Annotated in this window: 20 protein-coding genes; 11 read left to right on the top strand and 9 right to left on the bottom strand. The window is 71.9% G+C overall.

Annotated elements, in window-relative coordinates; genetic code table 11:
• Positions 1–68 precede the first annotated feature (68 nt).
• Complete coding sequence (locus ABD785_RS12515) at positions 69–737, top strand: TetR/AcrR family transcriptional regulator (protein ID WP_344826530.1); 669 nt, start codon at positions 69–71, stop codon at positions 735–737.
• Between the two features lie 4 nt (positions 738–741).
• Here ABD785_RS12515 and ABD785_RS12510 read toward each other — a convergent pair whose 3' ends face one another.
• The gene (locus tag ABD785_RS12510) at positions 742–2,808 is read right to left on the bottom strand and encodes an MMPL family transporter (protein WP_344826527.1); all 2,067 of its coding nucleotides are present in this window, start codon (positions 2,806–2,808) and stop codon (positions 742–744) included.
• Between the two features lie 82 nt (positions 2,809–2,890).
• Here ABD785_RS12510 and ABD785_RS12505 point away from each other — a divergent pair, with 82 nt between their 5' ends.
• Entirely contained in the window at positions 2,891–3,358 is a 468-nt protein-coding gene (locus ABD785_RS12505) for a MarR family winged helix-turn-helix transcriptional regulator (RefSeq protein WP_344826524.1), read from the top strand.
• Positions 3,359–3,423: 65 nt separating this feature from the next.
• Complete coding sequence (locus ABD785_RS12500; RefSeq protein ID WP_344826521.1) at positions 3,424–3,822, top strand: hypothetical protein; 399 nt, start codon at positions 3,424–3,426, stop codon at positions 3,820–3,822.
• A 44-nt stretch (positions 3,823–3,866) separates the two neighbouring features.
• On the opposite strand, the gene ABD785_RS12495 is transcribed toward ABD785_RS12500, so the two are convergent.
• From ABD785_RS12495 to ABD785_RS12465, 7 genes are read right to left on the bottom strand one after another with little or no spacing between them, the layout of a single operon-like run.
• Positions 3,867–5,912 carry a bifunctional aldolase/short-chain dehydrogenase gene (locus tag ABD785_RS12495; RefSeq protein WP_344826518.1) on the bottom strand — a complete coding sequence of 682 codons (2,046 nt, stop codon included), beginning with the start codon at positions 5,910–5,912 and terminating at the stop codon, positions 3,867–3,869.
• A gap of 5 nt (positions 5,913–5,917) precedes the next feature.
• Entirely contained in the window at positions 5,918–7,075 is a 1,158-nt protein-coding gene (rhaI, locus tag ABD785_RS12490) for an L-rhamnose isomerase (protein WP_344826515.1), read from the bottom strand.
• A 23-nt stretch (positions 7,076–7,098) separates the two neighbouring features.
• Positions 7,099–7,419: an L-rhamnose mutarotase gene (locus ABD785_RS12485; protein ID WP_344826512.1), complete on the bottom strand. Its 321-nt coding sequence runs from the start codon at positions 7,417–7,419 to the stop codon at positions 7,099–7,101.
• A 5-nt stretch (positions 7,420–7,424) separates the two neighbouring features.
• The gene (gene rhaS, locus ABD785_RS12480; RefSeq protein WP_344826509.1) at positions 7,425–8,486 is read right to left on the bottom strand and encodes a rhamnose ABC transporter substrate-binding protein; all 1,062 of its coding nucleotides are present in this window, start codon (positions 8,484–8,486) and stop codon (positions 7,425–7,427) included.
• Positions 8,486–9,478, bottom strand: a complete 993-nt coding sequence (locus ABD785_RS12475) for an ABC transporter permease (RefSeq protein ID WP_344826506.1) — start codon at positions 9,476–9,478, stop codon at positions 8,486–8,488. The genes rhaS and ABD785_RS12475 overlap by 1 nt, the downstream gene beginning before the upstream one ends.
• Positions 9,475–10,503: an ABC transporter permease gene (locus ABD785_RS12470; protein WP_344826503.1), complete on the bottom strand. Its 1,029-nt coding sequence runs from the start codon at positions 10,501–10,503 to the stop codon at positions 9,475–9,477. Before ABD785_RS12470 ends, ABD785_RS12475 begins: the two co-directional genes overlap by 4 nt.
• Entirely contained in the window at positions 10,500–12,008 is a 1,509-nt protein-coding gene (locus ABD785_RS12465) for a sugar ABC transporter ATP-binding protein (protein ID WP_344826500.1), read from the bottom strand. The genes ABD785_RS12470 and ABD785_RS12465 overlap by 4 nt, the downstream gene beginning before the upstream one ends.
• Before the next feature lie 211 nt (positions 12,009–12,219).
• Here ABD785_RS12465 and ABD785_RS12460 point away from each other — a divergent pair, with 211 nt between their 5' ends.
• The 8 genes from ABD785_RS12460 (at position 12,220) to ABD785_RS12425 (ending at position 21,727) form a co-directional block, all read left to right on the top strand.
• Entirely contained in the window at positions 12,220–13,242 is a 1,023-nt protein-coding gene (locus tag ABD785_RS12460; RefSeq protein WP_344826497.1) for a LacI family DNA-binding transcriptional regulator, read from the top strand.
• Positions 13,239–13,967: a (Fe-S)-binding protein gene (locus tag ABD785_RS12455; RefSeq protein ID WP_344826494.1), complete on the top strand. Its 729-nt coding sequence runs from the start codon at positions 13,239–13,241 to the stop codon at positions 13,965–13,967. The genes ABD785_RS12460 and ABD785_RS12455 overlap by 4 nt, the downstream gene beginning before the upstream one ends.
• 58 nt (positions 13,968–14,025) lie before the next feature.
• Entirely contained in the window at positions 14,026–15,393 is a 1,368-nt protein-coding gene (locus ABD785_RS12450) for a lactate utilization protein B (RefSeq protein ID WP_425547762.1), read from the top strand.
• Positions 15,390–15,983, top strand: a complete 594-nt coding sequence (locus ABD785_RS12445; RefSeq protein ID WP_344826488.1) for a LutC/YkgG family protein — start codon at positions 15,390–15,392, stop codon at positions 15,981–15,983. Before ABD785_RS12450 ends, ABD785_RS12445 begins: the two co-directional genes overlap by 4 nt.
• Entirely contained in the window at positions 15,980–17,395 is a 1,416-nt protein-coding gene (locus ABD785_RS12440; RefSeq protein ID WP_344826485.1) for a rhamnulokinase, read from the top strand. The genes ABD785_RS12445 and ABD785_RS12440 overlap by 4 nt, the downstream gene beginning before the upstream one ends.
• A gap of 103 nt (positions 17,396–17,498) precedes the next feature.
• Complete coding sequence (locus ABD785_RS12435; protein WP_344826482.1) at positions 17,499–19,112, top strand: serine/threonine-protein kinase; 1,614 nt, start codon at positions 17,499–17,501, stop codon at positions 19,110–19,112.
• A 63-nt stretch (positions 19,113–19,175) separates the two neighbouring features.
• Positions 19,176–19,820, top strand: coding sequence for a TetR/AcrR family transcriptional regulator (locus tag ABD785_RS12430; protein ID WP_344826479.1), 645 nt, complete (start codon positions 19,176–19,178; stop codon positions 19,818–19,820).
• Between the two features lie 113 nt (positions 19,821–19,933).
• Positions 19,934–21,727, top strand: a complete 1,794-nt coding sequence (locus ABD785_RS12425) for an FAD-binding dehydrogenase (RefSeq protein ID WP_344826476.1) — start codon at positions 19,934–19,936, stop codon at positions 21,725–21,727.
• A 43-nt stretch (positions 21,728–21,770) separates the two neighbouring features.
• Here ABD785_RS12425 and ABD785_RS12420 read toward each other — a convergent pair whose 3' ends face one another.
• Positions 21,771–22,196: a PPOX class F420-dependent oxidoreductase gene (locus ABD785_RS12420; RefSeq protein WP_344826473.1), complete on the bottom strand. Its 426-nt coding sequence runs from the start codon at positions 22,194–22,196 to the stop codon at positions 21,771–21,773.
• Between the last annotated feature and the right edge of the window lie 198 nt (positions 22,197–22,394).

The following is a 22,394-nucleotide window of genomic DNA, read 5'->3' as shown; positions in this document are numbered from 1 at the left end:
CGAACAACGTACGCGTAAGGTATGCCTAACCTAATTCCATAGACAAGGGCCCATGGGAAGATGGGGCCATGAACGACGTTCCGGCCGCCACGGGCCGCTACGGGCGGCTGCGCCCCCGCCCCGGCCTGACGCCCGTCTCCGTGGCCACCGCGGGCCGCCGGGTGATCGAGCGCGACGGGCTCGACGCCCTGACGATGCGCGCCGTCGCGGCGGAGCTGTCGACCGCTCCGGCCTCCCTCTACCGGCACGTCGCCGATCGCGAGGCGCTGCTCCTGGCCATCCTGGAACAGGTCGCCGAGGGGCTGCCGGTCGAGGTCCCCGGCGCGGATCCGCACGAGCGCCTGGTCGGCCGGTTCCTCGCGGCACACGACTACATGCGCGACCATGTCTGGGTTCTGCACGTCCTCATCACCGGTGAGCACGTCGCCGAGGCGGCCTTCCCGTTCAGCGAGGCCTGCCTGGCCGACTTCGCCTCCGGCGGGCTGCCCGCCGGACGGGCCCTGGGCGCCTTCCGCGTCTGCTGGCAGCTCGTCATCGGCGAACTGCTGGACCGGCATCCCGTCCGGGCGCCGCGCGCCTTCAACCAGCGTCAGCGCGCGGTCGCCGCCCTCCGTCCCGACCGGTTCCCCGTCATGACCCGGGCCATGGCCGAGCAGCACGACGAGGGCGAACAGCACGCGCTGTTCGCCCTCGCCCTCTCCGGCCTGGTCGCCTCACTGCTCGCCCGGACGCCCTGAACGCTCAGGGACCGATTCGGCTGGGCCACCAGGAGCGGGGGCCGAGGTCGCGGACGAGGGCGGGAACGAGCAGGGAGCGGATGATCAGGGTGTCGAGGAGGACGCCGAAGGCGACGATGAAGGCGATCTGGGCGAGGAAGGCCAGCGGGATCACGCCCAGGGCGGTGAAGGTCGCCGCCAGGACCACGCCGGCCGAGGTGATCACTCCGCCGGTGGCGATGAGGCCGCGCCGGACGCCCTCCCTGGTGCCGTGCCTGCGGGCCTCCTCGCGCACCCGGGACATCAGGAAGATGTTGTAGTCGACGCCCAGGGCGACGAGGAAGACGAATCCGTAGAGCGGCACCGAGGCGTTGACGCCGCTGAAACCGAACACGTGCTTGAAGACCAGCGCGGAGATCCCGAGCGTCGCCAGGTAGTTGAGCGCGACCGTCGCGATCAGGAGCACCGGCATCACCAGGGAGCGCAGCAGCAGCACGAGGATCAGCAGGATGACGGCGAGGACCACCGGAATGATGATCATCCGGTCGTTCTCCGCGGTCGCCCGGGTGTCGGACTCCTGGGCCGTGTAGCCGCCGACGATGGCGTCGGCGCCGGGCAGCGCGTGCAGGGCCGTCCGCAGGTCGCCGACCGCCCGGGCGGCGGCGTCGCTGTCGGGGGCGTCGGTGAGCGTCGCCTGGAACAGGACCCGGCCGTCGACGACCTTGGGCGGGCCGTCGCCGGGACGGCCCCCGGTGAGCGCCGCGACCTCGGCGATGCCCTCGGTGCCGCGGGCGGCGGAGGCGATCGCGTCGGCGGAAGCGGCGTTCCCGATGATCACAGCGGGCTGTCCTGAGCCGCCGGGGAAGTGCTCGGCCAGGGTCTCCTGGGCCGCCACGGACGGGGCGTCGTTGACGAACGTCTCCTTCAGCGGGACGCCGCCCGCGTTGAACTGCGGGACGAACGCCGCTCCCGCCAGGAGCAGGATGAGCGTCCCGGCCCAGACCTTGCGTGGCGCGCGGTCGACCAGGTCGGCGACCTTGCGCCACAGACCGTGGCCGCCGGTGTCGGCGTCCGAGGGGCGGGGCTTGGCGGGCCAGAAGGCGAACCGGCCCAGCAGCACGAGGACGGCCGGCAGGTAGGTCAGGGCGCTCAGCGCGGCGCAGATGATCCCGATCGCGCCGACGGGGCCGAGGGCGCGGTTGTTGGTCAGGTCGCTGAGGAGCAGCGCCACGAGGCCGAGGGCGACGGTGGCCGCGCTGGCGAGGATCGTGCCGGCCGAGCGGCGGATCGCGGCGCGTGCCGCGGCGAACCTGTCGCCGCGTTCCGCGATCTCCTCGCGGAACCGGGCCGTGAGCAGCAGCGCGTAGTCGGTGGCGGCACCGATGACGAGGATGGACAGGATGCCCTGGACCTGGCCGTCGACCCGGACGATGTCATGCCCGGCGAGGAAGTAGACGATCGCGCAGGCCAGCCCGAGCGAGAACACCGCCCCGATGATGATCACCAGCGGCAGCAGGAGGCTCCGGTAGACCAGCAGGAGGATCACCAGGACCGCGAGGAGCGCCACCCCGAGCAGGATCCCGTCGATGCCGGCGAAGGCCTCCGACAGGTCCGCGCGGGTCGCGGCCGGACCGGCGATCCGCACCTCGGTCCCGGTGACCTCACCGGCCGCCGCGCGCACCTTGTCGAGCACCGGGGGCAGGTCGTCGTCGAGATCGGGACGGAGCTGGACCAGGCCCTGAAGGGCCCGGCCGTCCTTGGAGGCGACGGCCGGCGTCGGTTCTCCGAGCACGCCGGGGGCACCGCGCAGCGAGGCCAGGGCCAGGGTCGCGGCCTCGCGCTGGGCGTCGGAGACCCGGCCGTCCGCGGTCCAGACGACGATCGCCGGAAGGGTCTCGTCCTGGTCGAAGGCCTGCTCCGCGTCCAGGACGCGTGTCGACTCGGCGCTTTCGGGCAGGAAGGAGGCCTGGTCGTTGGTCGACACCTCGCCGAGTTTCCCGGCGTAGGGGCCGAGTCCTCCGCCGATGCCCAGCCAGATCAGCGCCACGGCAGCGGCGATCAGCCAGAGCGTCCATCGTCTGGAGCGGGCCATCGGTCCTCCTGAGATCGGGTCCGGCTAGAACTTATACCAATGATTGAACTACTTAATCATTGAACAAAGATAAGATGGAAACGTGCCCGAAAGCGAAGACCCCTCCTCCGGCGAGCCGACCCTGCGCGACTTCGCCGTCCGGCTGCGCCGGATGGTCAGCCAGATGGAGCGCGTCGCCCACGGCTTCGCCCACGAGCAGGGGCTGCACCCGACCGACCTGCGGGCCCTGATCGCGGTCCTCGACGCCCCCGACGACCTGCCCATGACCCACGGCAGGCTGCGCGAGGAGCTCAACGTCACCTCCGGTGCCGTGACCGCCTGCGTCGACCGCCTCGAGCACGCCGGCCACATCCGCCGCGTCCGCGACCCCCACGACCGCCGCGTCGTCCACCTCCACTACGAGGACGCGGCCCGCAACGTCGCCGGAGCCGCCTTCCGGCCCCTGGCCGAGAGCACCCGCGCCGCCCTCGAAGACCTCTCCCCCGCCGAACGCACCGCCGTGGTGAAGTTCCTCGACGCCATGAACGACCAGCTGACCCGCAACATCTGACAAAGCCCGGGCCGGAACGGCGGCCCCGGCGTTTCGGCGGTCACCGCGCGGGCAGTCCAGGGCGCATGGTGAGCACGGAGAGGCCGGTGGCGGTCTACGCCTTCGACTTCGGCAACCGGTACCGGCATCTGCTGCGCCTGGCCGGCGTCCGGCCCGGCAACAGCCGGGTGACCGTCGACGACGAGACGTTCCGGGTGGAGTTCGGGCGATGGGGGCTCCGCACCCCGCTGGTGAACATCGCCTCGGCCCGCGAGACGGGCCCCTACCGGGCGTGGCGGGCGATCGGCGTCCGCCTGGCGCTCACCGACACCGGCCTCACCTTCGGCTCCGCGACCCGGGGCGTCTGCGTCACCTTCAAGGAGCCCGTCCGCGGATTCGGCCCCCGCCGCAACGCCACGGTCACCGTGACGGTCGCCGACCCGGCCGCCCTCACCGCTTGGCTGAACGCGGCCATCACGGACTGATCCCCGGCCGGTGGACCGGCCGGGGACCTCTCGTGCTCGGGCCGTCAGCGGAGGAAGGCGGCGGCCACTCCGGCGTCGACGGGGATGTGGAGGCCGGTGGTGTGGGTGAGGTCGCCGCCGGTGAGGGCGAAGACCGCGTTCGCGACGTGTTCGGGAAGGACCTCGCGCTTGAGCAGGGTGCGCTGGGCGTAGAACGCGCCGAGCTCGTTCTCCTCGACGCCGTAGACGGCGGCGCGGTTGGCGCCCCAGCCGGAGGCGAAGATGCCCGAGCCGCGGACGACGCCGTCGGGGTTGATGCCGTTGACCCGGACCCCGAACTCGCCGAGTTCGGCGGCCAGCAGGCGGACCTGGTGGGCCTGGTCGGCCTTGGCCGCGCTGTAGGCGATGTTGTTCGGCCCCGCGAACAGCGAGTTCTTGGAGGAGATGTAGACGATGTCGCCGCCCATGCCCTGGTCGATGAGGATCGCGGCGGCCTCGCGGGAGACGAGGAAGGACCCGCGCGCCATGACGTCGTGCTGGAGGTCCCAGTCGGCGACCGTCGTCTCCAGCAGGGGCTTGGACAGCGACAGGCCCGCGTTGTTGACGATCAGGTCGACCCCGCCGAAGGCCAGCACCGCGGCGGCGAGCCCGGCGCGGATGTCGTCCTCGCTGGTCACGTCGGCCGCCACCGCGATGGCGATGTCCGTGGCGCGCAGAGCCCCCGCGCCGAGCTCGGCGGCGATCTTCTCCGCCGCGCCCAGGTCGCGGTCGGCGACGACGACGCACGCGCCCTCGGACGCGAGACGACGGGCGGTGGCCGCGCCGATCCCGGAGCCGCCGCCGGTCACGAACGCGACTCGCGTAGCCAGGGGCTTGGGCTTGGGCATCCGCTGGAGCTTGGCCTCCTCCAGGGACCAGTACTCGATCCGGAACTTCTCCGCCTCGTCGATCGGCGCGTAGGCCGACACCGACTCGGCGCCGCGCATCACGTTGATCGCGTTGACGTAGAACTCGCCCGCGACCCTGGCCGTCTGCTTGTTCGCGCCGAAGGAGAACATGCCGACCCCCGGCACCAGGACGATCGCCGGGTCCGCGCCGCGCAGGGCGGGCGACCCCTCGACCGCGTTGCGCCGGTAGTAGGCCGCGTAGTCCTCGCGGTAGGCGGCGTGCAGCTCCCGCAGCCGCTCCTTCACCCGGTCCAGCGGAGCGTCCGGGGGCAGGTCGAGGACCAGCGGGGAGACCTTGGTGCGCAGGAAGTGGTCCGGGCACGAGGTACCGAGCGCAGCGAGACGGGGGTGCTCGGCGCGGGAGACGAAGTCCAGGACGACGTCGCCGTCGGTGTAGTGGCCGACCTGCGGACGGTCGGTCGAGGCCAGCCCGCGGATCAGCGGGAACAGTGCCGCCGCCCGGGCATGCCGTTCGGCCTCGGGCAGCGCCTCGTAGCCGGGAAGGACGGGCCCGAACGGGTCGGCTTTGCCGTGGGTGGCCAGGTAGGACTCGGCCAGCCGGATCATCTCCAGGCTGTTGGCCTGGCATTCGGCCGAGGTCTCGCCCCACGCGGTGATGCCGTGGCCGCCCAGGATCACGCCGATCGCCGACGGGTTCGCCGCCTTGATCGCCGCGATGTCCAGCCCCAGCTGGAACCCCGGACGCCGCCACGGCACCCACGCCACCCGCTCCCCGAAGATCGTCCGGGTCAGCTCCTCACCGTCGGCAGCGGTCGCGATGGCGATCCCGCTGTCGGGGTGAAGATGGTCCACGTGCGCCGCCTCGACCAGCCCGTGCATGGCCGTGTCGATCGAGGGGGCGGCGCCGCCCCTGCCGTGCGCGCAGTAGTCGAACGCGGCGACCATCTCGTCCTCGCGCTCCACCCCCGGGTAGACCTTCACCAGGGAGCGCAGCCGGTCGAGCCGCAGCACGGCCAGGCCCTGCGCGGTCAGCGTGCCGAGGTCACCGCCCGACCCCTTCACCCACATCAGGTCGACGGGCTCGCCCGTCACCGGGTCGGTCCCGGCGCCCTTGGCCGAGGCGTTCCCGCCCGCGTAGTTGGTGTTGCGCGGGTCGGCGCCCAGCTCGTGGCAGCGGTTCAGCAGTTCTTCTACGGTGCTCATGTGGTTCAGGCCCCCCAGCCGGCCTGGCTGCCGCCGACTCGCTCGGCGACGATCTTCTCGAAGTAGCCCGACGCCCTGTAGGCGGCGATCGGGTCGGCGGAAAGGCCCTTCGCCGTGCGCCACTCGGCGAGCAGCGGACGGACGTCGGTGTTGTAGGCGTCCATGAGGACCGCGTTCGCGCCGAGCACGTCGCCGGTCTCCTGCGCGGACTTCAGCGCGGCGGCATCGACGAGCAGCGCCTTGGCGGTGGCCTCCTGGACGTTCATGACCGAGCGGATCTGCCCCTGGATCTTCGGCTCGATGTTGTGGCACTGGTCGAGCATGAAGGCCACCCCGGTCGCCGGGTCCAGGCCGCCTCCGCGCACGACCTCGTGCATGATCCGGAAGAGCTGGAACGGGTCCGCGGCGCCGACCATCAGGTCGTCGTCGGCGTAGAAGCGGGAGTTGAAGTCGAACGCGCCCAGGCGCCCGGCGCGCAGCAGCATCGCCACGATGAACTCGATGTTGGTGCCGGGGGCGTGGTGACCGGTGTCGACGCAGACCGTCGCCTTCGGGCCGAGGGCCAGGCAGTGCACCAGGGAGGTGCCCCAGTCCGGGACGTCCATCGTGTAGAAGGCGGGCTCGAACAGCTTGTACTCCAGCAGGATCCGCTGGTCGCCGCCGAGCCGGGCGTACACCTCCTCCAGGGCCTCGGCGAGCCGGTCCTGGCGGGCCCGGATGTCGTCCTGGCCCGGGTAGTTGGTGCCGTCGGAGAACCACAGCTTCAGATCACGCGAACCGGTGGCGTCCATGATGTCGACGCACTCGAGCAGGTGGTCGGTGGCCTTGCGGCGGACCCGCGGGTCGGGGTTGGTGACCGACCCGAGCATGTAGTCGTCGTCCTGGAAGACGTTGGCGTTGATCGCGCCGATGCCGACGTCCAGGGAGCGGGCGTGCGCGGTCAGCGCGGCGTAGTCGTCGACCCTGTCCCAGGGGATGTGCAGGGCGACGGTCGGGGCCGCGCCGGTGAAGGCGTGCACCTGGGCGGCGTCGGCGATCTTCTCGTACGGGTCGCGCGGGACGCCCTGCTGGGCGAAGACCTTGAACCGGGTTCCGGAGTTGCCGTAGGCCCAGGAGGGTGTCTCGATCATCAGGTCGGCCGGTGCGGCCGTCAGGTCAGTCATGTCTCTCATCCCCGAATAGCGGTTCAGTCCAGGTGGAAGACCTCGGCGAGCGGAAGCATCCCCGCGTCGGGGGCTCCGCCGTCCAGGTCCTCGAAGTAGGGGGCCATCTCGGCCTGCCAGCGGGCGTTGACGTCCGTGGCGGCCATGGCGGCCTGCGCGGCCGCGAAGTCGTCGGTCTCCAGGTAGCCGACGAGCAGCCCGTCCTCGCGCAGGAAGAGGGAGTAGTTCCGCCAGCCGGTCTCACGGAGCGCGTCCAGCATCTCCGGCCAGACGCGCTCGTGAGCCGTGCGGTACCGCTCCAGCCGGTCCTCGCGGACCTTCAGCAGGAAGCAGACCCGTCGCATGGTGCCTAGAAGTCGAAGCTGTCGATGTTGTCGGCGTTGAACACGGTCGGCGGGCCGAGCAGGACGACGCCGTCCTTGCCGATGGTCTTCTCACCGAGCTTGCCCGCGGTGAACTTCTCGCCCTCCTTGCCGGTGATCTGGCCGGAGGCGAGGGCGCCGCCCGCGTAGGCGGCCAGGTAGCCGAGGTCGGCGGGGTTCCAGAGCTCGAACTCCTTGACCGTCCCGTCCTTGACGAACTTGCGCATCTGGTTGGGGGTGCCGAGGCCGGTCAGCGCGACCTTGCCCTTGTACTGCGAGCCGGACAGGTAACGGGCCGCGGCGGAGATGCCGACGGTGGTCGGGGAGATGATGCCCTTGAGGTCGGGGTAGGACTTGAGCAGGCCCTGGGTCTCGGTGAAGGACTTCTGGTCCTCGTCGTTGCCGTAGGCGACCTTGACGAGCTCCATGTCCTTGTACTCGGGCTTCTTCAGCTCGTCCTTCATGAAGTCGATCCAGGTGTTCTGGTTCGTGGCGTTCGGCGTCGCCGACAGGACGGCGATCTTGCCCTTGTAGTCGAGCTGCTTGGCGAGCACCTGCACCTCGGTGCGGCCGAGGTCCTCGGGGCTGGCCTGGTTGATGAACACGTCGCGGCCCTCGGGGGCGGCGTCGGAGTCGTAGGTGACGACCTTGATCCCGGCCGCGCGGGCCGTCTTCAGCGCCGGGACGACCGCGTTGGAGTCGTTGGCGGAGATGACGATGACGTCCTGCTTCTGCTGGGTCAGGGTGTTGATGTAGGACACCTGGCTGGAGGCGCTGGCGTCGGACGGGCCGACCTCCTTGCTCTCGCCCTTGAAGGCCGTCACGGCCTCGGCGCCGCCCTTGTCGGCGATGGTGAAGTACGGGTTGTTGATCTGCTTGGGCAGGAAGGCGATCTTCAGCCCCTCCTTGAGCGGCGCGCCGGCGTCGGCGGTGGCCGAGGTGTTCGCGACCGGGGCCTCGGTCTTCGTGTCGTCCTTGGTGGTACCGCCGCAGGCGGTGAGCACGAGGCCCGCCGCGGCCAGCGCCGCGATCTTGGGGATGAAGGACATCAGGAGGGGTTTCCTTCCATGAGGGGTGGGGTGAGGGTCCGGGACCTTCGGTTCCGGACGAGCGTGGCGAGGTTGGGTGCGAGCACCGAGGAGATGAGCAGCAGCCCCGTCACGAAGTTGAGGACCTCGTTCGACACGTCGGCGAGGATCAGCGCGTTGCGCAGCACGCCGAAGACGAGGACACCGGTGAGGACGCCGGGCAGGGTGCCGCGGCCGCCGAAGAAGGACACGCCGCCGAGCAGGACGGCCGCGACGACCGCCAGTTCCAGCCCGGTGCCGTTGTCGGCGCGCGCGCTGGAGTAGCGCAGGGTGTAGACGATCGCCGCGAGCGACGCGAAGACCCCCGAGGCGACGAACAGCCCCAGCTTGATCCGCTTCACCCGGATCCCGGCGAAGTAGGCCGCCTCCTCGTTGTAGCCGAGGGCGAAGACCGACCGTCCGTAGGGGGTCGCGTGGAGGATCACTCCCGCGATCACCGCGAGGACGGCGGCGAGCAGGATCGGTTTCGGGATCGGGCCGACCGAGCCGGTGGCCCAGCCGGTGTAGACGGCCGGGAAGTCCGCGACGGCCTTGTCCCCGAGCGTCACGTAGGCCAGGCCCCGGTAGAGCGCGAGCGTGCCGATCGTGACGGCCAGCGAGGGCAGTCCGAGCCGGGTGACGAGCAGCCCGTTGACCAGCCCGCACACGGCCCCGACGCAGAGCGCGATCACGAAGATCGACTCGATGGTCAGCCCCGCGTTCCAGAGCTTGCCGATGATCGCGCTGGTCAGGCCGAGCGTCGAGGCGATCGACAGGTCGATCTCGCCGGTGATGACGACCAGCGTCAGCGGGATGGCCATGAGGGCGATCTCGGAGACGTCCAGGAGCAGGAACGAGACGTTGGAGGTGCCGGAGAACCCCTCGACGGTGGCGAAGGCGACCAGCCAGGAGCCGATCAGCAGGACCAGCAGGGCGCCCTCCCAGGACAGCAGCCTGCTCTTCAGCGCGCTCATCCGAGCACCTCCGCGACTTTCGGGCCGGTCTCGGTGGACCGTTCACGGCTCTTCTTGCGCAACCGGGCCGCGACGCGCAGGGCGAGCAGCCGGTCCAGGATGATCGCGGCGAGCAGCAGCAGCCCGTTGATGGCGTACTGGGCCAGCGAGTCGACCTTCAGGACGGCCAGCGCGCTGCTGATCGAGGTCAGCAGCAGGGCGCCGAGCGCGGCCCCCCAGGCACTGCCGACCCCGCCGGACATCGCGACACCGCCGACGACCGCCGCGGCGACCACGTCGAGTTCCTTGCCGGTGGCGACGGTGGCGTCCAGAGTGCCGAACCGGGCGGCCCACAGGACCCCGGCGAGCCCGGCGATCGCCCCGTTGAGGACGAACACCGTGAGCAGCCGGCGGGCGACGGGCACCCCGGCCAGGACGGCGGCGTCGGGGTTGGAGCCGATGGCGTACAGCTCGCGGCCGGACCGGAAGTTGGCCAGCCCCCAGCCGACCGCGGCCAGCACCACCAGGGTGATCAATGGCAGCACCGGGATCCCGGCGATCTTCGCGGTGCCGAGCGACAGGAAGCCCGAGGGCATGTCGGCCGCGTTGACCTGGCGTCCTCCGGCGAACCAGTAGTCGACGCCGCGGATGACGTACAGCGTGCCGAGCGTCGCCACCAGCGCGGGAATCCTGGCGTAGGCGACCAGCGCCCCGTTGACGACGCCCCACAGCGCGCCGAGCACCACGCAGGCCACGACCACCACGGCGATCGGCAGGCCCTTGTGGTCGGCCAGCAGCACCCCCGCGGTGAACGCCGACAGGCCGGTGATCGAGCTGACCGACAGGTCGACGTTCCTGGTGATGATCACCATGGCCTGGCCGATGGCCAGCAGCCCGATGATCGAGGTGTTGAGCAGGATGTCGCGGAAGCTGTCGATCGACAGGAACCCGGAGTTGCTCAGGCCCGTGCCGAGGAACAGCACCACGGTCGCGCCGACGATGCCGAGTTCGCGCACCCGGCCGAGCCGTTCGATGACCCCTCTCACGCGGCGGCCCCCCTGCGTCCCGTGGCGGCGGCCATGACCTTCTCCTCGCTGGCCTCGGACCGGGCGATCTCGGCGGTGAGCCGTCCCTCGTGCATGACGAGGATCCGGTCGGCCATGCCCAGCACCTCGGGAAGGTCGGAGGAGATCATCAGCACGGCCAGGCCCTCCGCGGCCAGGTTCGACAGCAGCCGGTGCACCTCGGCCTTGGTCCCGACGTCGATCCCCCGGGTCGGCTCGTCGACGATCAGCACCTTCGGGCCGGTCGACAGCCACTTGCCGAGGACGACCTTCTGCTGGTTGCCGCCCGACAGGACGCCGACGGCGTCCGAGAGGCGGGAGTACTTGAGCTGGAGGCGGGCCGCCCAGTCGGCGGCGAGCGCGCGTTCGGCCGCGGCCGGGATGACCGGGCCGCGCCGCAGCTTCTTCATCCCGGTGACGGCCATGTTCCGCTCGATCGACAGCTCCATCACCAGGCCCTGCTGCCGCCGGTCCTCCGGGACCAGGGCCAGGCCGGCGGCCATGGCGGTGGTCGGAGATCCGGCGCGCAGCGGCCTGCCCTCGACGGACACCGATCCGGCGTCCCACCGGTCCACGCCGAAGATCGCGCGGGCGACCTCGGAGCGTCCGGCGCCGACCAGCCCGGCCAGCGCGACGATCTCGCCGCGCCTGACCGTGAAGGACACGTCGGTGAACACGCCCTCGCGGGTCAGCCTCGCCACTTCCAGGGCCACCTCGCCCGGCTTCACGTCGACCTTGGGGTACAGCTCGGTCAGCTCGCGGCCGACCATCCGCTGGACCAGGTCGTCCTCGGTGAGGTCGGCGACCGTCTCGGTGGCGATCCATGCGCCGTCCCGCAGGGTCGTGACCCGCCGGCAGAGCGCGAAGATCTCCTCGAGCCGGTGGGAGATGAACAGCAGCGCGCAGCCCTCGGAGGCGAGCGTGCGGGCGACGGTGAACAGCCGCTGGACCTCGCGGCCGGTCAGCGCGGCCGTGGGCTCGTCCATGATCAGGATCTTGGCGTCGCGGGAGATGGCCTTGGCGATCTCGACGACCTGCTGGTCGGCGATCGACAGGCCGCGGGCGGGCCCGGACGGGTCGAGGACCACGCCGAGCCGGGCGAACAGCTCGGCCGCCGCCGCGTTCATCGCGCTCCGGTCGAGCCGGCCGAACGCCCCGCGCGGCTGGCGGCCCATGAAGATGTTCTCCGCGACCGACAGGTCGGGGAACAGCGTGGGCTCCTGGTAGATGACGGCCACGCCGGCGTGCTGGGCGTCGGCCGGGCCGTGGAAGACCACCGGCTCGCCGTTCAGCAGGACCCGGCCGCCGTCGGGACGGTGCACACCGGCGAAGGTCTTCACCAGCGTCGACTTGCCGGCGCCGTTCTCGCCGGCCAGTGCGTGGATCTCTCCGGCGAACAGGTCGAGGTGCACGCCGCGCAGTGCGCGGACGGCGCCGAACGACTTGCTCACGTCGACCAGCGCCAGCACGGGGGTGGGCTCGCTCACCTGCCACCTCCTGATCTCATATCGAAGTCCCTGCCTAAAATCGTTTTAATATCTCGGCTGCCTGTGGACGGTAGATGTATCCCGGCATACCCGTCAATACCTGGCGAATGATCAGTTCTCCGAATTGACACGTTTTAATTGATCAGTCAGCATGTGGCATGCTTCACCCGTTGCCCCCCGTGATTCACCCAGCGACACAGCGAGGATCCGCATGGCGAGTTCTGATTCCGGTCACCGCGACGGGACGATCGGCATCAAGGAAGTCGCCGCCGCCGCGGGCGTCTCACCGGGAACGGTCTCCAACGTGCTGAACCGGCCGGAGCGCGTCGCCTCGGCCACCCGCGAGCGGGTCATGCAGGTCATCGGCGAGATGGGCTTCGTCCGCAACGGGTCGGCCTCCAGCCTGCGGGCCGGGCAGGGAAGGCTCGTCGGCCTGATGGTGCACGACCTGGCCAACCCCTTCTTCACCGCGCTGGCCGCCGGTGTCGAGGACCTGATGAGCGACCGCGGCTTCGCGGTGATCCTGTGCAGCTCCGCCACCTCGCCCCAGCGCGAGGAGCGGAACCTGCGGATGCTCGCCGAGCAGGGGGTGCGCGGAGTGCTCGTGACGCCCGTCAAGGAGGACCACGACCAGCTCGGGCTGCTGCGCGAGCGCGGCATCGGGACCATCATGCTCGACCACGCCGCGACCCGGCCGCAGCAGTGCTCGGTCAGCGTCGACGACGTCGCGGGCGGGCAGATGGCCGTCGCCCACCTGCTGGAGCGGGGGGCGCGCGACATCGCCTACGTCTCGGGGCCGCTGACGATCCGCCAGTGCGCCGACCGCCGGTCGGGCGCGCTCAAGGCGATCGACCAGGCCGAGGGGGCCTCCCTGCGCGAGATCGAGGTCGACGACCTGACGCCGCGCTCCGGCCAGCTCGCCGCCGAACGGCTGCTCGCCGAGCTCCCCGACGCGATCTTCTGCGCGAACGACCTCCTCGCGATGGGCGTCCTGCGGGTGCTGCTCCAGCAGGGCGTCCGGGTGCCCGAACGGGTCCTGCTGATGGGCTACGACGACATCGAGTACGCGACGGCCTCCGCCGTCCAGCTCACCTCGGTCCGCCAGCCCACCTACCAGCTCGGGAAGATCGCCGCGGAACTGCTGCTGGACGAGGTCGAGAACCTCTCCGGCCATGCCCACCAGCAGATCCTCTTCCAGCCCGAGCTCATCGTCCGGGAGTCGACGACACCATGAAGATCGCGCTCTTCGTCACCTGCGTGAACGACACCCTGTTCCCCGGCACGGGCCGCGCCGTCGTCGCGGTGCTGGAGCGGCTCGGGCACGAGGTCGTCTTCCCCGAGGCGCAGACCTGCTGCGGGCAGATGCACCTCAACACCGGCTACCCCGCCGAGGCGCTGCCGCTGGTGCGCTCCTTCACCGGCGCCTTCGAGGACTACGACGCGGTCGTCACGCCGTCCGGGTCGTGCGCGGCGATGGTCCGCGACTGGCACGGGAAGGTCGCCGGGCGGGCCGGAGACCAGGAGCTGGAGCGGCGCGCCGCCGAGCTGGCCCCGCGGGTCCACGAGCTGTCGGAGCTCCTCGTCGACGTGCTCGGCGTGACCGACGTCGGCGCCGTCTTCCCGCACCGCGTCACCTACCACCCGACCTGCCACGGGCTGCGCATGCTCAGGCTCGGCGACAAGCCCGCGTCCCTGCTGCGCGCCGTCCGCGGGCTCGAGCTGATCGACCTGCCCGACGCCGCCGAGTGCTGCGGCTTCGGCGGGACCTTCGCGATGAAGAACCCCGACGTCTCCGCCGCCATGTGCGCCGACAAGATCGGCAACGTGAAGGCGACCGGCGCCGAGATCCTCTGCGCCGCCGACAACTCCTGTCTCATGCATCTCGGCGGGGCGCTGAAGCGCTGGCGCAGCGGGGTGCGGGTCATGCACCTGGCCGAGATCCTCGCGAGCACGGGCTGAGAGGCCGACGATGAACCCACCGGCCGTGAATCCCCCGGCGATGCCCACCTACCTGGGGATGCCCTCCTTCCCCGAGGCCGCCCGCGGCGCCGTCGCCGACACCCGGCTGCGCGCCAACCTCGCCCACGCCACCGGCACGATCCGGCGGCGGCGCGAGGCGGCCGTCGCCGAGCTGCCCGACTGGCCCGAGCTCCGCGACGCCGCCAAGCAGATCAAGGACCACACGCTCGAGCATCTCGGTCACTACCTCGAACTCCTCGAGGAGCGGGTCACCGCGGCGGGCGGAACCGTCCACTGGGCGCTCGACGCCGCCGAGGCCAACGCGATCGTCACCCGGCTGGTGCGGGAGACCGGCGAGAGCGAGGTCGTGAAGGTCAAGTCGATGGCCACCCAGGAGATCGGGCTCAACGAGGCCCTCGCCGAGGCGGGCATCACCGCCCACGAGACCGACCTGGCCGAGCTGATCGTCCAGCTCGACGACGACCTGCCTTCCCACATCCTCGTCCCGGCGATCCACAAGAACCGCGCCGAGATCCGTGAGATCTTCCGGCGGGAGATGCCGTCGGCGCCCGAGGACCTCACCGATGATCCCGCGGCGCTCGCCGAGGCCGCCCGGCGGCATCTGCGCGCCAAGTTCCTGTCGGCGAAGGTCGCGGTGTCGGGGGCCAACTTCGCGATCGCGGAGACGGGGACCGTCCTGGTCGTCGAATCCGAGGGCAACGGGCGCATGTGCCTCACGCTGCCCGACACCCTCATCACGGTGATGGGCGTCGAGAAGCTGCTGCCCACGGCCCGCGATCTCGAGGTCTTCCTCCAGCTGCTGCCCCGGTCCTCGACGGCGGAGCGGATGAACCCCTACACCTCCGCCTGGACCGGCGTGCACCCCGGCGACGGGCCGCGGGCGTTCCATCTGGTCCTGCTCGACAACGGCCGCACCGCCACGCACGCCGATCCGGTCGGGCGGCAGGCGCTGCGCTGCATCCGCTGCTCGGCCTGCCTGAACGTCTGCCCCGTCTACGCGCGGGCCGGCGGCCACGCCTACGGCTCGCCCTATCCGGGACCGATCGGCGCGATCCTCTCGCCGCAGATCAGGGGCATCGGCTCGGACGTCGACGCCTCCCTGCCCTTCGCCTCGACCCTGTGCGGTGCCTGCTACGAGGCCTGCCCCGTGGCGATCGACATCCCCGAGGTCCTGGTCCACCTGCGCGCCAGGGCGCCCAAGAAGCCGGGCGAGCGGCTCGTGATGACCGCCGCCGGATGGACGCTGCGCACCCCGGGCCGGCTCGCGCTCGCCCAGTACGCCGCCTCACGCGGCCGGTGGTTCGCGCGGCGGCTGCGCTTCCCGCGCGCCTGGGCCGACACCCGTGACGTGCCCGTGCCGCCCGCCCGGTCGTTCCGGCGCTGGTGGCGGGAGGAGCAGCGATGACGAACGCCCGTGACACGATCCTCGGCAGGCTCGGCCGCCCCGGCGGCGACCCGGCCGCCGCCTACGCGCGCATCGAGCGCCGCTACCTCGACCGGCACCACGACGACGGCCTTCCGGCCCTGCTGGCCGAGCGGGTCGCCGACTACCGCGCCGTCGTCCACACCGTCACCGCCGCGGAGCTTCCCGGCGCCCTGGCGGCGGCGCTGCGGCCGGGAACCTACGTGATCCCGCCGGGCCTGCCCGGCACGTGGACGGAGGCGATCGGCGACCGGACCACCGCCGAGCCCTGCGACCTCGAGGCCGTCGCCGGGGTGATCACCGGCTGCGCGGTCGCGATCGCCGAGACCGGGACGATCGTCCTCGACCACGGCCCCGGCCAGGGCCGCCGCGCCCTCACCCTCGTCCCCGACCACCACCTCGTCGTCGTGTCCGCCGCCCAGATCGCCGCGGACCTCCCCGAGGCCCTGCGCCGGCTCGACCTCACCCGCCCGCTGACCTTCGTCTCCGGCCCCTCCGCCACCAGCGACATCGAACTGTCCCGGGTGGAAGGGGTGCACGGACCCCGCACCCTGGAGGTGTTCCTCACATGACGGCCACGATCGCGGCGATCGACCTCGGCGCGTCCAGCGGCCGCGTCATCAGCGCACGCGTCGGCGACGGGCTGCTCGACCTCACCGAGGTCCACCGGTTCGCCAACCGCCCGGTGCGCGCCGCCGGAACCCTCTACTGGGACGTCCTCGGGCTGTACCGGGACATCCTCGACGGGCTCGCCCGGATCCCCGGCGGCCGGCTGGACTCGCTCGGCGTCGACACCTGGGCCGTCGACTACGGCCTCCTCGGCCCGGACGGCCGCCTGCTGGGCAATCCCGTCCACTACCGCGACGACCGGACCGCGTCCGTCATCTCCGACGTGCACGCCAAGGTCTCCCCCGAACGCCTCTACGCGCTCAACGGCCTCCAGTTCCTGCCGTTCAACACCCTCTACCAGCTCGCCGCCGACCCGCTCGCCGACACGGCGGAGGCGCTCCTGCTCATGCCCGACCTGATCTCCTACTGGCTCACCGGTGAGCGCGGAGCGGAACGTACCAACGCCTCGACCACCGGCCTCTACGACGCCGCGACCGGCGAGTGGTCACGGGAGATCGTCGAGGCGCTCGGGCTCCGGCCGGAGCTGCTGCCCGCGCTGCGCTCCCCCGGCGATCCCGCCGGACGGCTGCTGCCCGATCTCGGCGTCCTTCCGGGGACGCCCGTCACGGCGGTCGGCTCCCACGACACCGCCTCGGCGATCGCGGCCGTCCCGGCGACCGGCCCGAACTTCGCCTACATCTCCTGCGGCACCTGGTCGCTGGCGGGCGTCGAGCTCTCCGAGCCGGTCCTCACCGACGCCGGCCGTGCCGCCAACTTCACCAACGAGACCGGTGTCGACGGCACGGTCCGCTACCTGCGCAACATCATGGGGCTGTGGCTGCTGCAGGAGTCGCTGCGCACCTGGAACCTGGGCACGGCCGACCTGCCCGCCCTCCTGGACGCCGCCGCGGACGTCCCGGCGCTGCGCAGCGTCATCGACCCCGACCATCCGGACTTCTTCCCCCCGGGCGACATGCCGTCCCGGATCACCGCGTTCTGCGAGCGCACCGGCCAGCCCGTCCCCGCCTCGCCCGCCGAGATCGTCCGCTGCGTCGTCGACAGCCTCGCCCTCGGCCATCGCAAGGCCCTCCGCCAGGCGTCCGCCCTCTCCGGCCTCCCCATCGAGGTCGTCCACATCGTCGGCGGCGGCTCCGGCAACGCCCTCCTGTGCCAGCTCACCGCCGACGCCACCGGCCTCCCCGTCACGGCGGGCCCCACCGAGGCCACCGCCCTGGGCAACATCGGCGTCCAGGCCCGCGCCCAGGGCCTCCTCACCGACCTCCGCCCCCTGATAGCCGCCACCCAGCCCCTGCGCCACTACACCCCCGCGGGCCCCTCCACCCCCTGGGACGGAGCCGAATCCCGCCTCGGCTGACCGGCACTGGCCATGATCGGCCATTGTCCCGTCGCGGCTGCGGATCTTGGTCGGCCGCTCCACGATCATGGGTACGGAGCGTCACCGGCACGGGGAGGAACGGATGCGGCGGGACCTGACCCTGGACGGGCGGTACCGGCTCGAGGCCCTGATCGGCAGGGGCGGAATGGGCGAGGTGTGGCGGGCCACCGACCTGCGGCTGGGCCGGGCGGTCGCGGTCAAGCTGCTGCCCACCGAGCGGGTGGGGGACGGCCAGGCGCTGCGCCGGTTCGAGCGGGAGGCGACCGCCGCGGCGGCGCTCCGGCACCGGGGCATCACCGTCGTGTTCGACTCCGGGACCGACGAGGCGAGCCGTTCGGTGTACCTCGTGATGGAGCTCCTCGACGGCGAGGACCTCCAGCACCTGCTGGACCGGACGCCCGGGGGCCTCGCGCCGGAGCGGGTGCGGGAGTTCGGGGCGCAGATAGCCTCGGCGCTGGCGCGGGCGCACGAACAGGGGATCGTCCACCGCGACGTCAAACCCGCCAACGTCATCCTGCTGCCGGACGACGAGCTGAAGATCTGCGACTTCGGTGTCGCCCGGCTCGCCGCGCACTCCGGCTCCCTCACCCGCGGCGCCGTCGGGACGCCGCTCTACATGGCGCCCGAGCAGCTCAGCGGGGGGAGCGTCGACGGCAGGGCCGACCTGTACTCCCTCGGCTGCCTGCTCTACGCGCTCGCCTCCGGCCGGCCGCCGTTCAGCGCCGACACGCTGCCCGCGCTGCTCTACCAGCACCTGAACGCCGCGCCGCGGCCGCTGACCGTTCTACGGCCCGGTTTCCCCGCCGACCTGGAGCAGGTCGTCATGCGGTGCCTGGCCAAGGATCCCGCCGGCCGTCCCGGCTCGGCCCGCGAGGTCGCCGACGCCCTCCGCGGCGCGGCGCCGCCGCTCCCCCGCCCGGCCGTGCCGCCACAGGGCGTTCCGCTGACGGTCGCCGCGGGCGGGACGCGCTTTCGGAGGAGGATCGGGCTCGCGGCGGCCGGGGCGCTCGCCGTCGTCGCGTCCGCGACCACCTACGCGATCGCTCAGCAGGACGACGGGCGGAGCGTCCAGCCCGGCCGGGTCCCGTCGGCACCCTCCACGGCCGCGGCGGCCACTCCCCCGTCGCCCACGGCCGGACCGGGCCCGGACCGCCCGGAGCCCGTCCCGGCCGGCTGGGTCCTGCGCGACCCCTCCGGTCACCGGTCCGCCGGCTGCGAGAGCCACGGGACGGGCTACCGGCTGGACGTCGACGCCTCCCCCGGGGCCGTCGACTTCTGCGAGCTGACCGTCACCCCGCTCGGCGACATGGCCATCGACACGACCGTCACCCTCACCGGCTCCCGCTGCGCCTCGCTCGTCACCCGCAGCAGCGGCCCCCTCTCCTACGAGCACGTGCTCTGTGCGACGGGCGGCGGCTTCACCAGGAAGTGGCTGAAGGACGGTGATCTGGAGGTCCTCGAGGAGAACCCCGGCGACGGACCGCGGACCGGCCGGATCCGGCTCACCGCCGTGGCGTCGGGCGACACCCTCACCCTCTACGCCGACGGCGAGCTGTTCCTGCGGGCCAGCGACGGCGCGATCGGTTCCGGTGGCGCGGGCCTCGGCTCCTCCGTCCTGTCCCCCGGCCGCAAGGGCTCCCTCTTCTTCTCCGATCTCACCCTCTGGTGCGCCCCCGGCACGGCGTCCTGCGCCTGATCGCCCGGTGAGCCCGCCCGCTCCGGGGATGGGGGAGAATCCGGGGAGCGGGCTGGAGGCGTGATGGCGGGCAGGATCAGTGCGGCCGAGGGGCGGTACGGGGGGAAGGACGCGGCCGAGCGGCGGGCTGAGCGCAGGCGGCGGTTCCTGGACGCCGGGCTGGAGCTGTTCGGGGCCGGGCCCGGGTTCCGGGGGACGCGGCTGACCGATCTCTGCAAGGAGGCGGGATTGTCGACGCGGCAGTTCTACGAGGAGTTCCACGCCCTCGAGGACGTGCTCGCCGTGCTTCATCTGTACGTCAACGACTTCGCCCAGCGGTCGGTGTTCGAGGTGCTGCCCGAAGTGGCGGACCTGCCGCTGACCGAGCGGCTTACCCGGCTGCTCCACGCCTACGTGGAAGGGGCGGCCCGCGATCCGCGACACGCGCGCATCTCCTATGTCGAGATCATCGGGGTCAGCCCGCGGCTGGACCGGCAGCGGCTGGACCGGCGGGCGGTGTGGATCGAGTTCCTCACCCGGGTCACCGGTGAGTCCGTGGAGCGCGGCGAGATCCCCCCGGGCGACTACCGGATCGCGGCCGCCGCGTTCATCGGGGCCGTCAACGGGCTCATGCACGACTGGGTCGTCGGCTGGGTCGACGCCACGATCGACGAGATCGCCGACGAACTCCTCCAGATCCTGCTCGGCCGGTACAAGATCGCAACTTGAGTCAGCATCAGCGTCCTCATCGTTGTCACTTCTGGAGCTTGTGGCCGCCGTCACACCTTCCTACCATCCAGTAACGCATTCTGAATATCGCTGTGTTCAGATCAGGGAGACAGATGGACCAGGAAGATTCCCCGACCACCTTCACCCGCCGCCACACCCTGACGCTCGCCGGCGGGACCATCGCCGCGAGCGCGATCGGCGGGCTCTCCTCGCGTCCCGCCGGCGCGGCGCCGCCGGAGACCTCCGCGGACGCCATCGTCGTCGGCGCCGGGCTCGCCGGGCTGGTCGCGACGGCCGAGCTGGCCGCCGCCGGACGGCGCGTGCTGCTGGTGGACCAGGAGAACGAGGCGAACCTCGGCGGGCAGGCCTTCTGGTCGTTCGGCGGGCTGTTCCTGGTCGGCTCCGACGAGCAGAAGCTGATGGGCGTCAAGGACTCCAGGGACCTGGCCTGGCAGGACTGGCTCGGCACCGCCGGCTTCGACCGGGGCGTCGCCGATCCCGCGGGCGAGGACCACTGGGCCCACAAGTGGGCCGAGGCCTACGTGGACTTCGCCTCGGGCGAGAAGCGATCCTGGCTCTACAGCCTGGGCATGCGCTGGTTCCCGATCGTCGGCTGGGCCGAGCGCGGCGGCCACCTCGCTGACGGGCACGGCAACTCCGTGCCCCGCTTCCACATCACCTGGGGCACCGGCCCCGCGGTGGTCGAGCCGTTCGAGAAGAAGGTCAGGGCGGCCGTCGCCAGGGGCCAGGTCGCCTTCAGGTTCCGCCACCGGGTCGACGGCCTGGTCCGCACGGGCGGCGCCGTCACCGGGGTGCGCGGCACGATCCTCGAGGCCAGTACGGCCGCGCGCGGGGTGCGCAGTTCCCGCACCGCCGCGGGCGAGTTCGAGCTGACGGCCCCCGTCGTCATCGTGACGTCCGGCGGGATCGGCGGAGACCACGCCCTCGTGCGCCAGAACTGGCCCGCCCGCCTCGGCACCCCTCCCGCCCGGATGATCACCGGTGTGCCGGAGTACGTCGACGGCCGCATGCTGGGCATCACCGAGGCCGCGGGCGGCCGCGTGGTCAACCGGGACCGGATGTGGCACTACACCGAGGGCATCCAGAACTACGCGCCGATCTGGAAGGACCACGGGATCCGCATCCTGCCGGGGCCGTCGTCGCTGTGGCTGGACGCCGAGGGCCGCCGGTTCCCCGTGCCGGGCCTGCCCGGCTACGACACCCTCGGCACGCTGAAGCTCATCATGGACACCGGCTACGACTACTCGTGGTTCGTCACCACGCAGAAGATCCTCGCCAAGGAGTTCGCGCTGTCGGGCTCCGAGCAGAACCCCGACCTGACCAACAAGGACATCCCGCTGACGCTCTCGCGCGCCTGGCAGAGCCCCGAACCGGTGGAGAGGTTCAAGAAGAACGGCGCCGACTTCATCGTCGCCGACACCCTGCCCGAGCTCGTCACCGGCATGAACAAGCTGACCGGGACGAACCTCATCACCTACGCCGACCTCAAGCGGCAGATCGACGCCCGTGACCGCGAGACCGACAACGCCTACACCAAGGACCTCCAGGTGATGGGCATCAACAACGCCCTGCGCTACCCCGGTGACCAGCTCAGCCGCACCGCGGGCCTGCACAAGATCCTCGACCCGGGAGCGCGCCCGCTGGTCGCGGTCCGCCTCAACATCCTCACCCGCAAGACCCTCGGCGGGCTCCAGACCGACCTGTCGGGACGGGTCCTGGGCGCCGCGGGCGAGCCGATTCCCGGCCTGTACGCGGCGGGCGAGGTGGCGGGCTTCGGCGGCGGGGGCGTCCACGGGTACCGCTCGCTCGAGGGGACCTTCCTCGGCAACTGCCTGTTCTCCGGCCGCCAGGCGGGCCGCGCCGCCGCGGCGGCCACCGCGGGCTGACCCGGTCCGGCGGGCCCGAGATCACCGGGCCCGCCGGGGACGGTCAGAGGGCGGCCCCGTAGACGTGGTCGACGGCCATCGTCATCAGGACCCGGCGGTCGGAGACCATGACCGAGCGGTACTCGGCCCAGTCGGGATGCTCGCCCGCGGCGAGACGGTAGTAGGTGACCAGGGCCTCGACCTCGGGACCCCGCTCGTCGGTGCCCGGTCCGGTGAGAGTCACCGTGCCCTCGGCGGTCGCCCAGCTCCGGCCGTCGGGGGAGGTGACCTCCAGTGCGGCCCGCGGGTCGCGGCGCAGGTTGGCGGTCTTGGCCCGGCCCTCGGTCATCGACACGTACAGCAGGCCGGTGGCCCGGTCGTAGAAGGGGAGCACCGGTGAGAGCTGGGGGCGGCCGTCGGCCTTGATGGTCGCCAGGACGCCGAGACGGCTCTCGCCGAGCAGCGCGTGCGGATCGAAAGAGGTGGTCATGTTCAGGTGCAAGGCGCGATCGCCCGCCGCCTATTCCTGAACCTCCGTGTTCTCCGGCGGGCGGGACGGACCGGGTGGGTGCCGTCCCGCCCGCCGGTCATTCCGGCGGGCCCGTCAGCCCTTCAGCCCGTCAGGGGAGGGTCCACTTCTGGTTGGCGCCGGTGCCGCACGTCCACAGGTGGACCGGCGTGCTGTCGG

The sequence above is a fragment of the Actinocorallia longicatena genome (assembly GCF_039534125.1).
GTDB classification, from domain to species: Bacteria; Actinomycetota; Actinomycetes; order Streptosporangiales; family Streptosporangiaceae; genus Actinocorallia; species Actinocorallia longicatena.
This window is presented reverse-complemented; position numbering and strand designations above follow the sequence as displayed.

What these genes read in the sequence shown, in the direction of transcription:
- ABD785_RS12440 (WP_344826485.1), top strand. Translation starts at nt 15,980, where the DNA reads ATGACGGCCACGATCGCGGCGATCGACCTCGGCGCGTCCAGCGGCCGC.
- ABD785_RS12485 (WP_344826512.1), bottom strand. Translation starts at nt 7,419, where the DNA reads ATGCGACGGGTCTGCTTCCTGCTGAAGGTCCGCGAGGACCGGCTGGAG.
- ABD785_RS12455 (WP_344826494.1), top strand. Translation starts at nt 13,239, where the DNA reads ATGAAGATCGCGCTCTTCGTCACCTGCGTGAACGACACCCTGTTCCCC.
- ABD785_RS12425 (WP_344826476.1), top strand. Translation starts at nt 19,934, where the DNA reads ATGGACCAGGAAGATTCCCCGACCACCTTCACCCGCCGCCACACCCTG.
- ABD785_RS12460 (WP_344826497.1), top strand. Translation starts at nt 12,220, where the DNA reads ATGGCGAGTTCTGATTCCGGTCACCGCGACGGGACGATCGGCATCAAG.
- ABD785_RS12495 (WP_344826518.1), bottom strand. Translation starts at nt 5,912, where the DNA reads ATGAGCACCGTAGAAGAACTGCTGAACCGCTGCCACGAGCTGGGCGCC.
- ABD785_RS12435 (WP_344826482.1), top strand. Translation starts at nt 17,499, where the DNA reads ATGCGGCGGGACCTGACCCTGGACGGGCGGTACCGGCTCGAGGCCCTG.
- ABD785_RS12500 (WP_344826521.1), top strand. Translation starts at nt 3,424, where the DNA reads ATGGTGAGCACGGAGAGGCCGGTGGCGGTCTACGCCTTCGACTTCGGC.
- ABD785_RS12515 (WP_344826530.1), top strand. Translation starts at nt 69, where the DNA reads ATGAACGACGTTCCGGCCGCCACGGGCCGCTACGGGCGGCTGCGCCCC.
- ABD785_RS12450 (WP_425547762.1), top strand. Translation starts at nt 14,026, where the DNA reads ATGCCCTCCTTCCCCGAGGCCGCCCGCGGCGCCGTCGCCGACACCCGG.
- ABD785_RS12430 (WP_344826479.1), top strand. Translation starts at nt 19,176, where the DNA reads ATGGCGGGCAGGATCAGTGCGGCCGAGGGGCGGTACGGGGGGAAGGAC.
- ABD785_RS12445 (WP_344826488.1), top strand. Translation starts at nt 15,390, where the DNA reads ATGACGAACGCCCGTGACACGATCCTCGGCAGGCTCGGCCGCCCCGGC.
- ABD785_RS12420 (WP_344826473.1), bottom strand. Translation starts at nt 22,196, where the DNA reads ATGACCACCTCTTTCGATCCGCACGCGCTGCTCGGCGAGAGCCGTCTC.
- rhaS (WP_344826509.1), bottom strand. Translation starts at nt 8,486, where the DNA reads ATGTCCTTCATCCCCAAGATCGCGGCGCTGGCCGCGGCGGGCCTCGTG.
- ABD785_RS12510 (WP_344826527.1), bottom strand. Translation starts at nt 2,808, where the DNA reads ATGGCCCGCTCCAGACGATGGACGCTCTGGCTGATCGCCGCTGCCGTG.
- rhaI (WP_344826515.1), bottom strand. Translation starts at nt 7,075, where the DNA reads ATGACTGACCTGACGGCCGCACCGGCCGACCTGATGATCGAGACACCC.
- ABD785_RS12475 (WP_344826506.1), bottom strand. Translation starts at nt 9,478, where the DNA reads ATGAGCGCGCTGAAGAGCAGGCTGCTGTCCTGGGAGGGCGCCCTGCTG.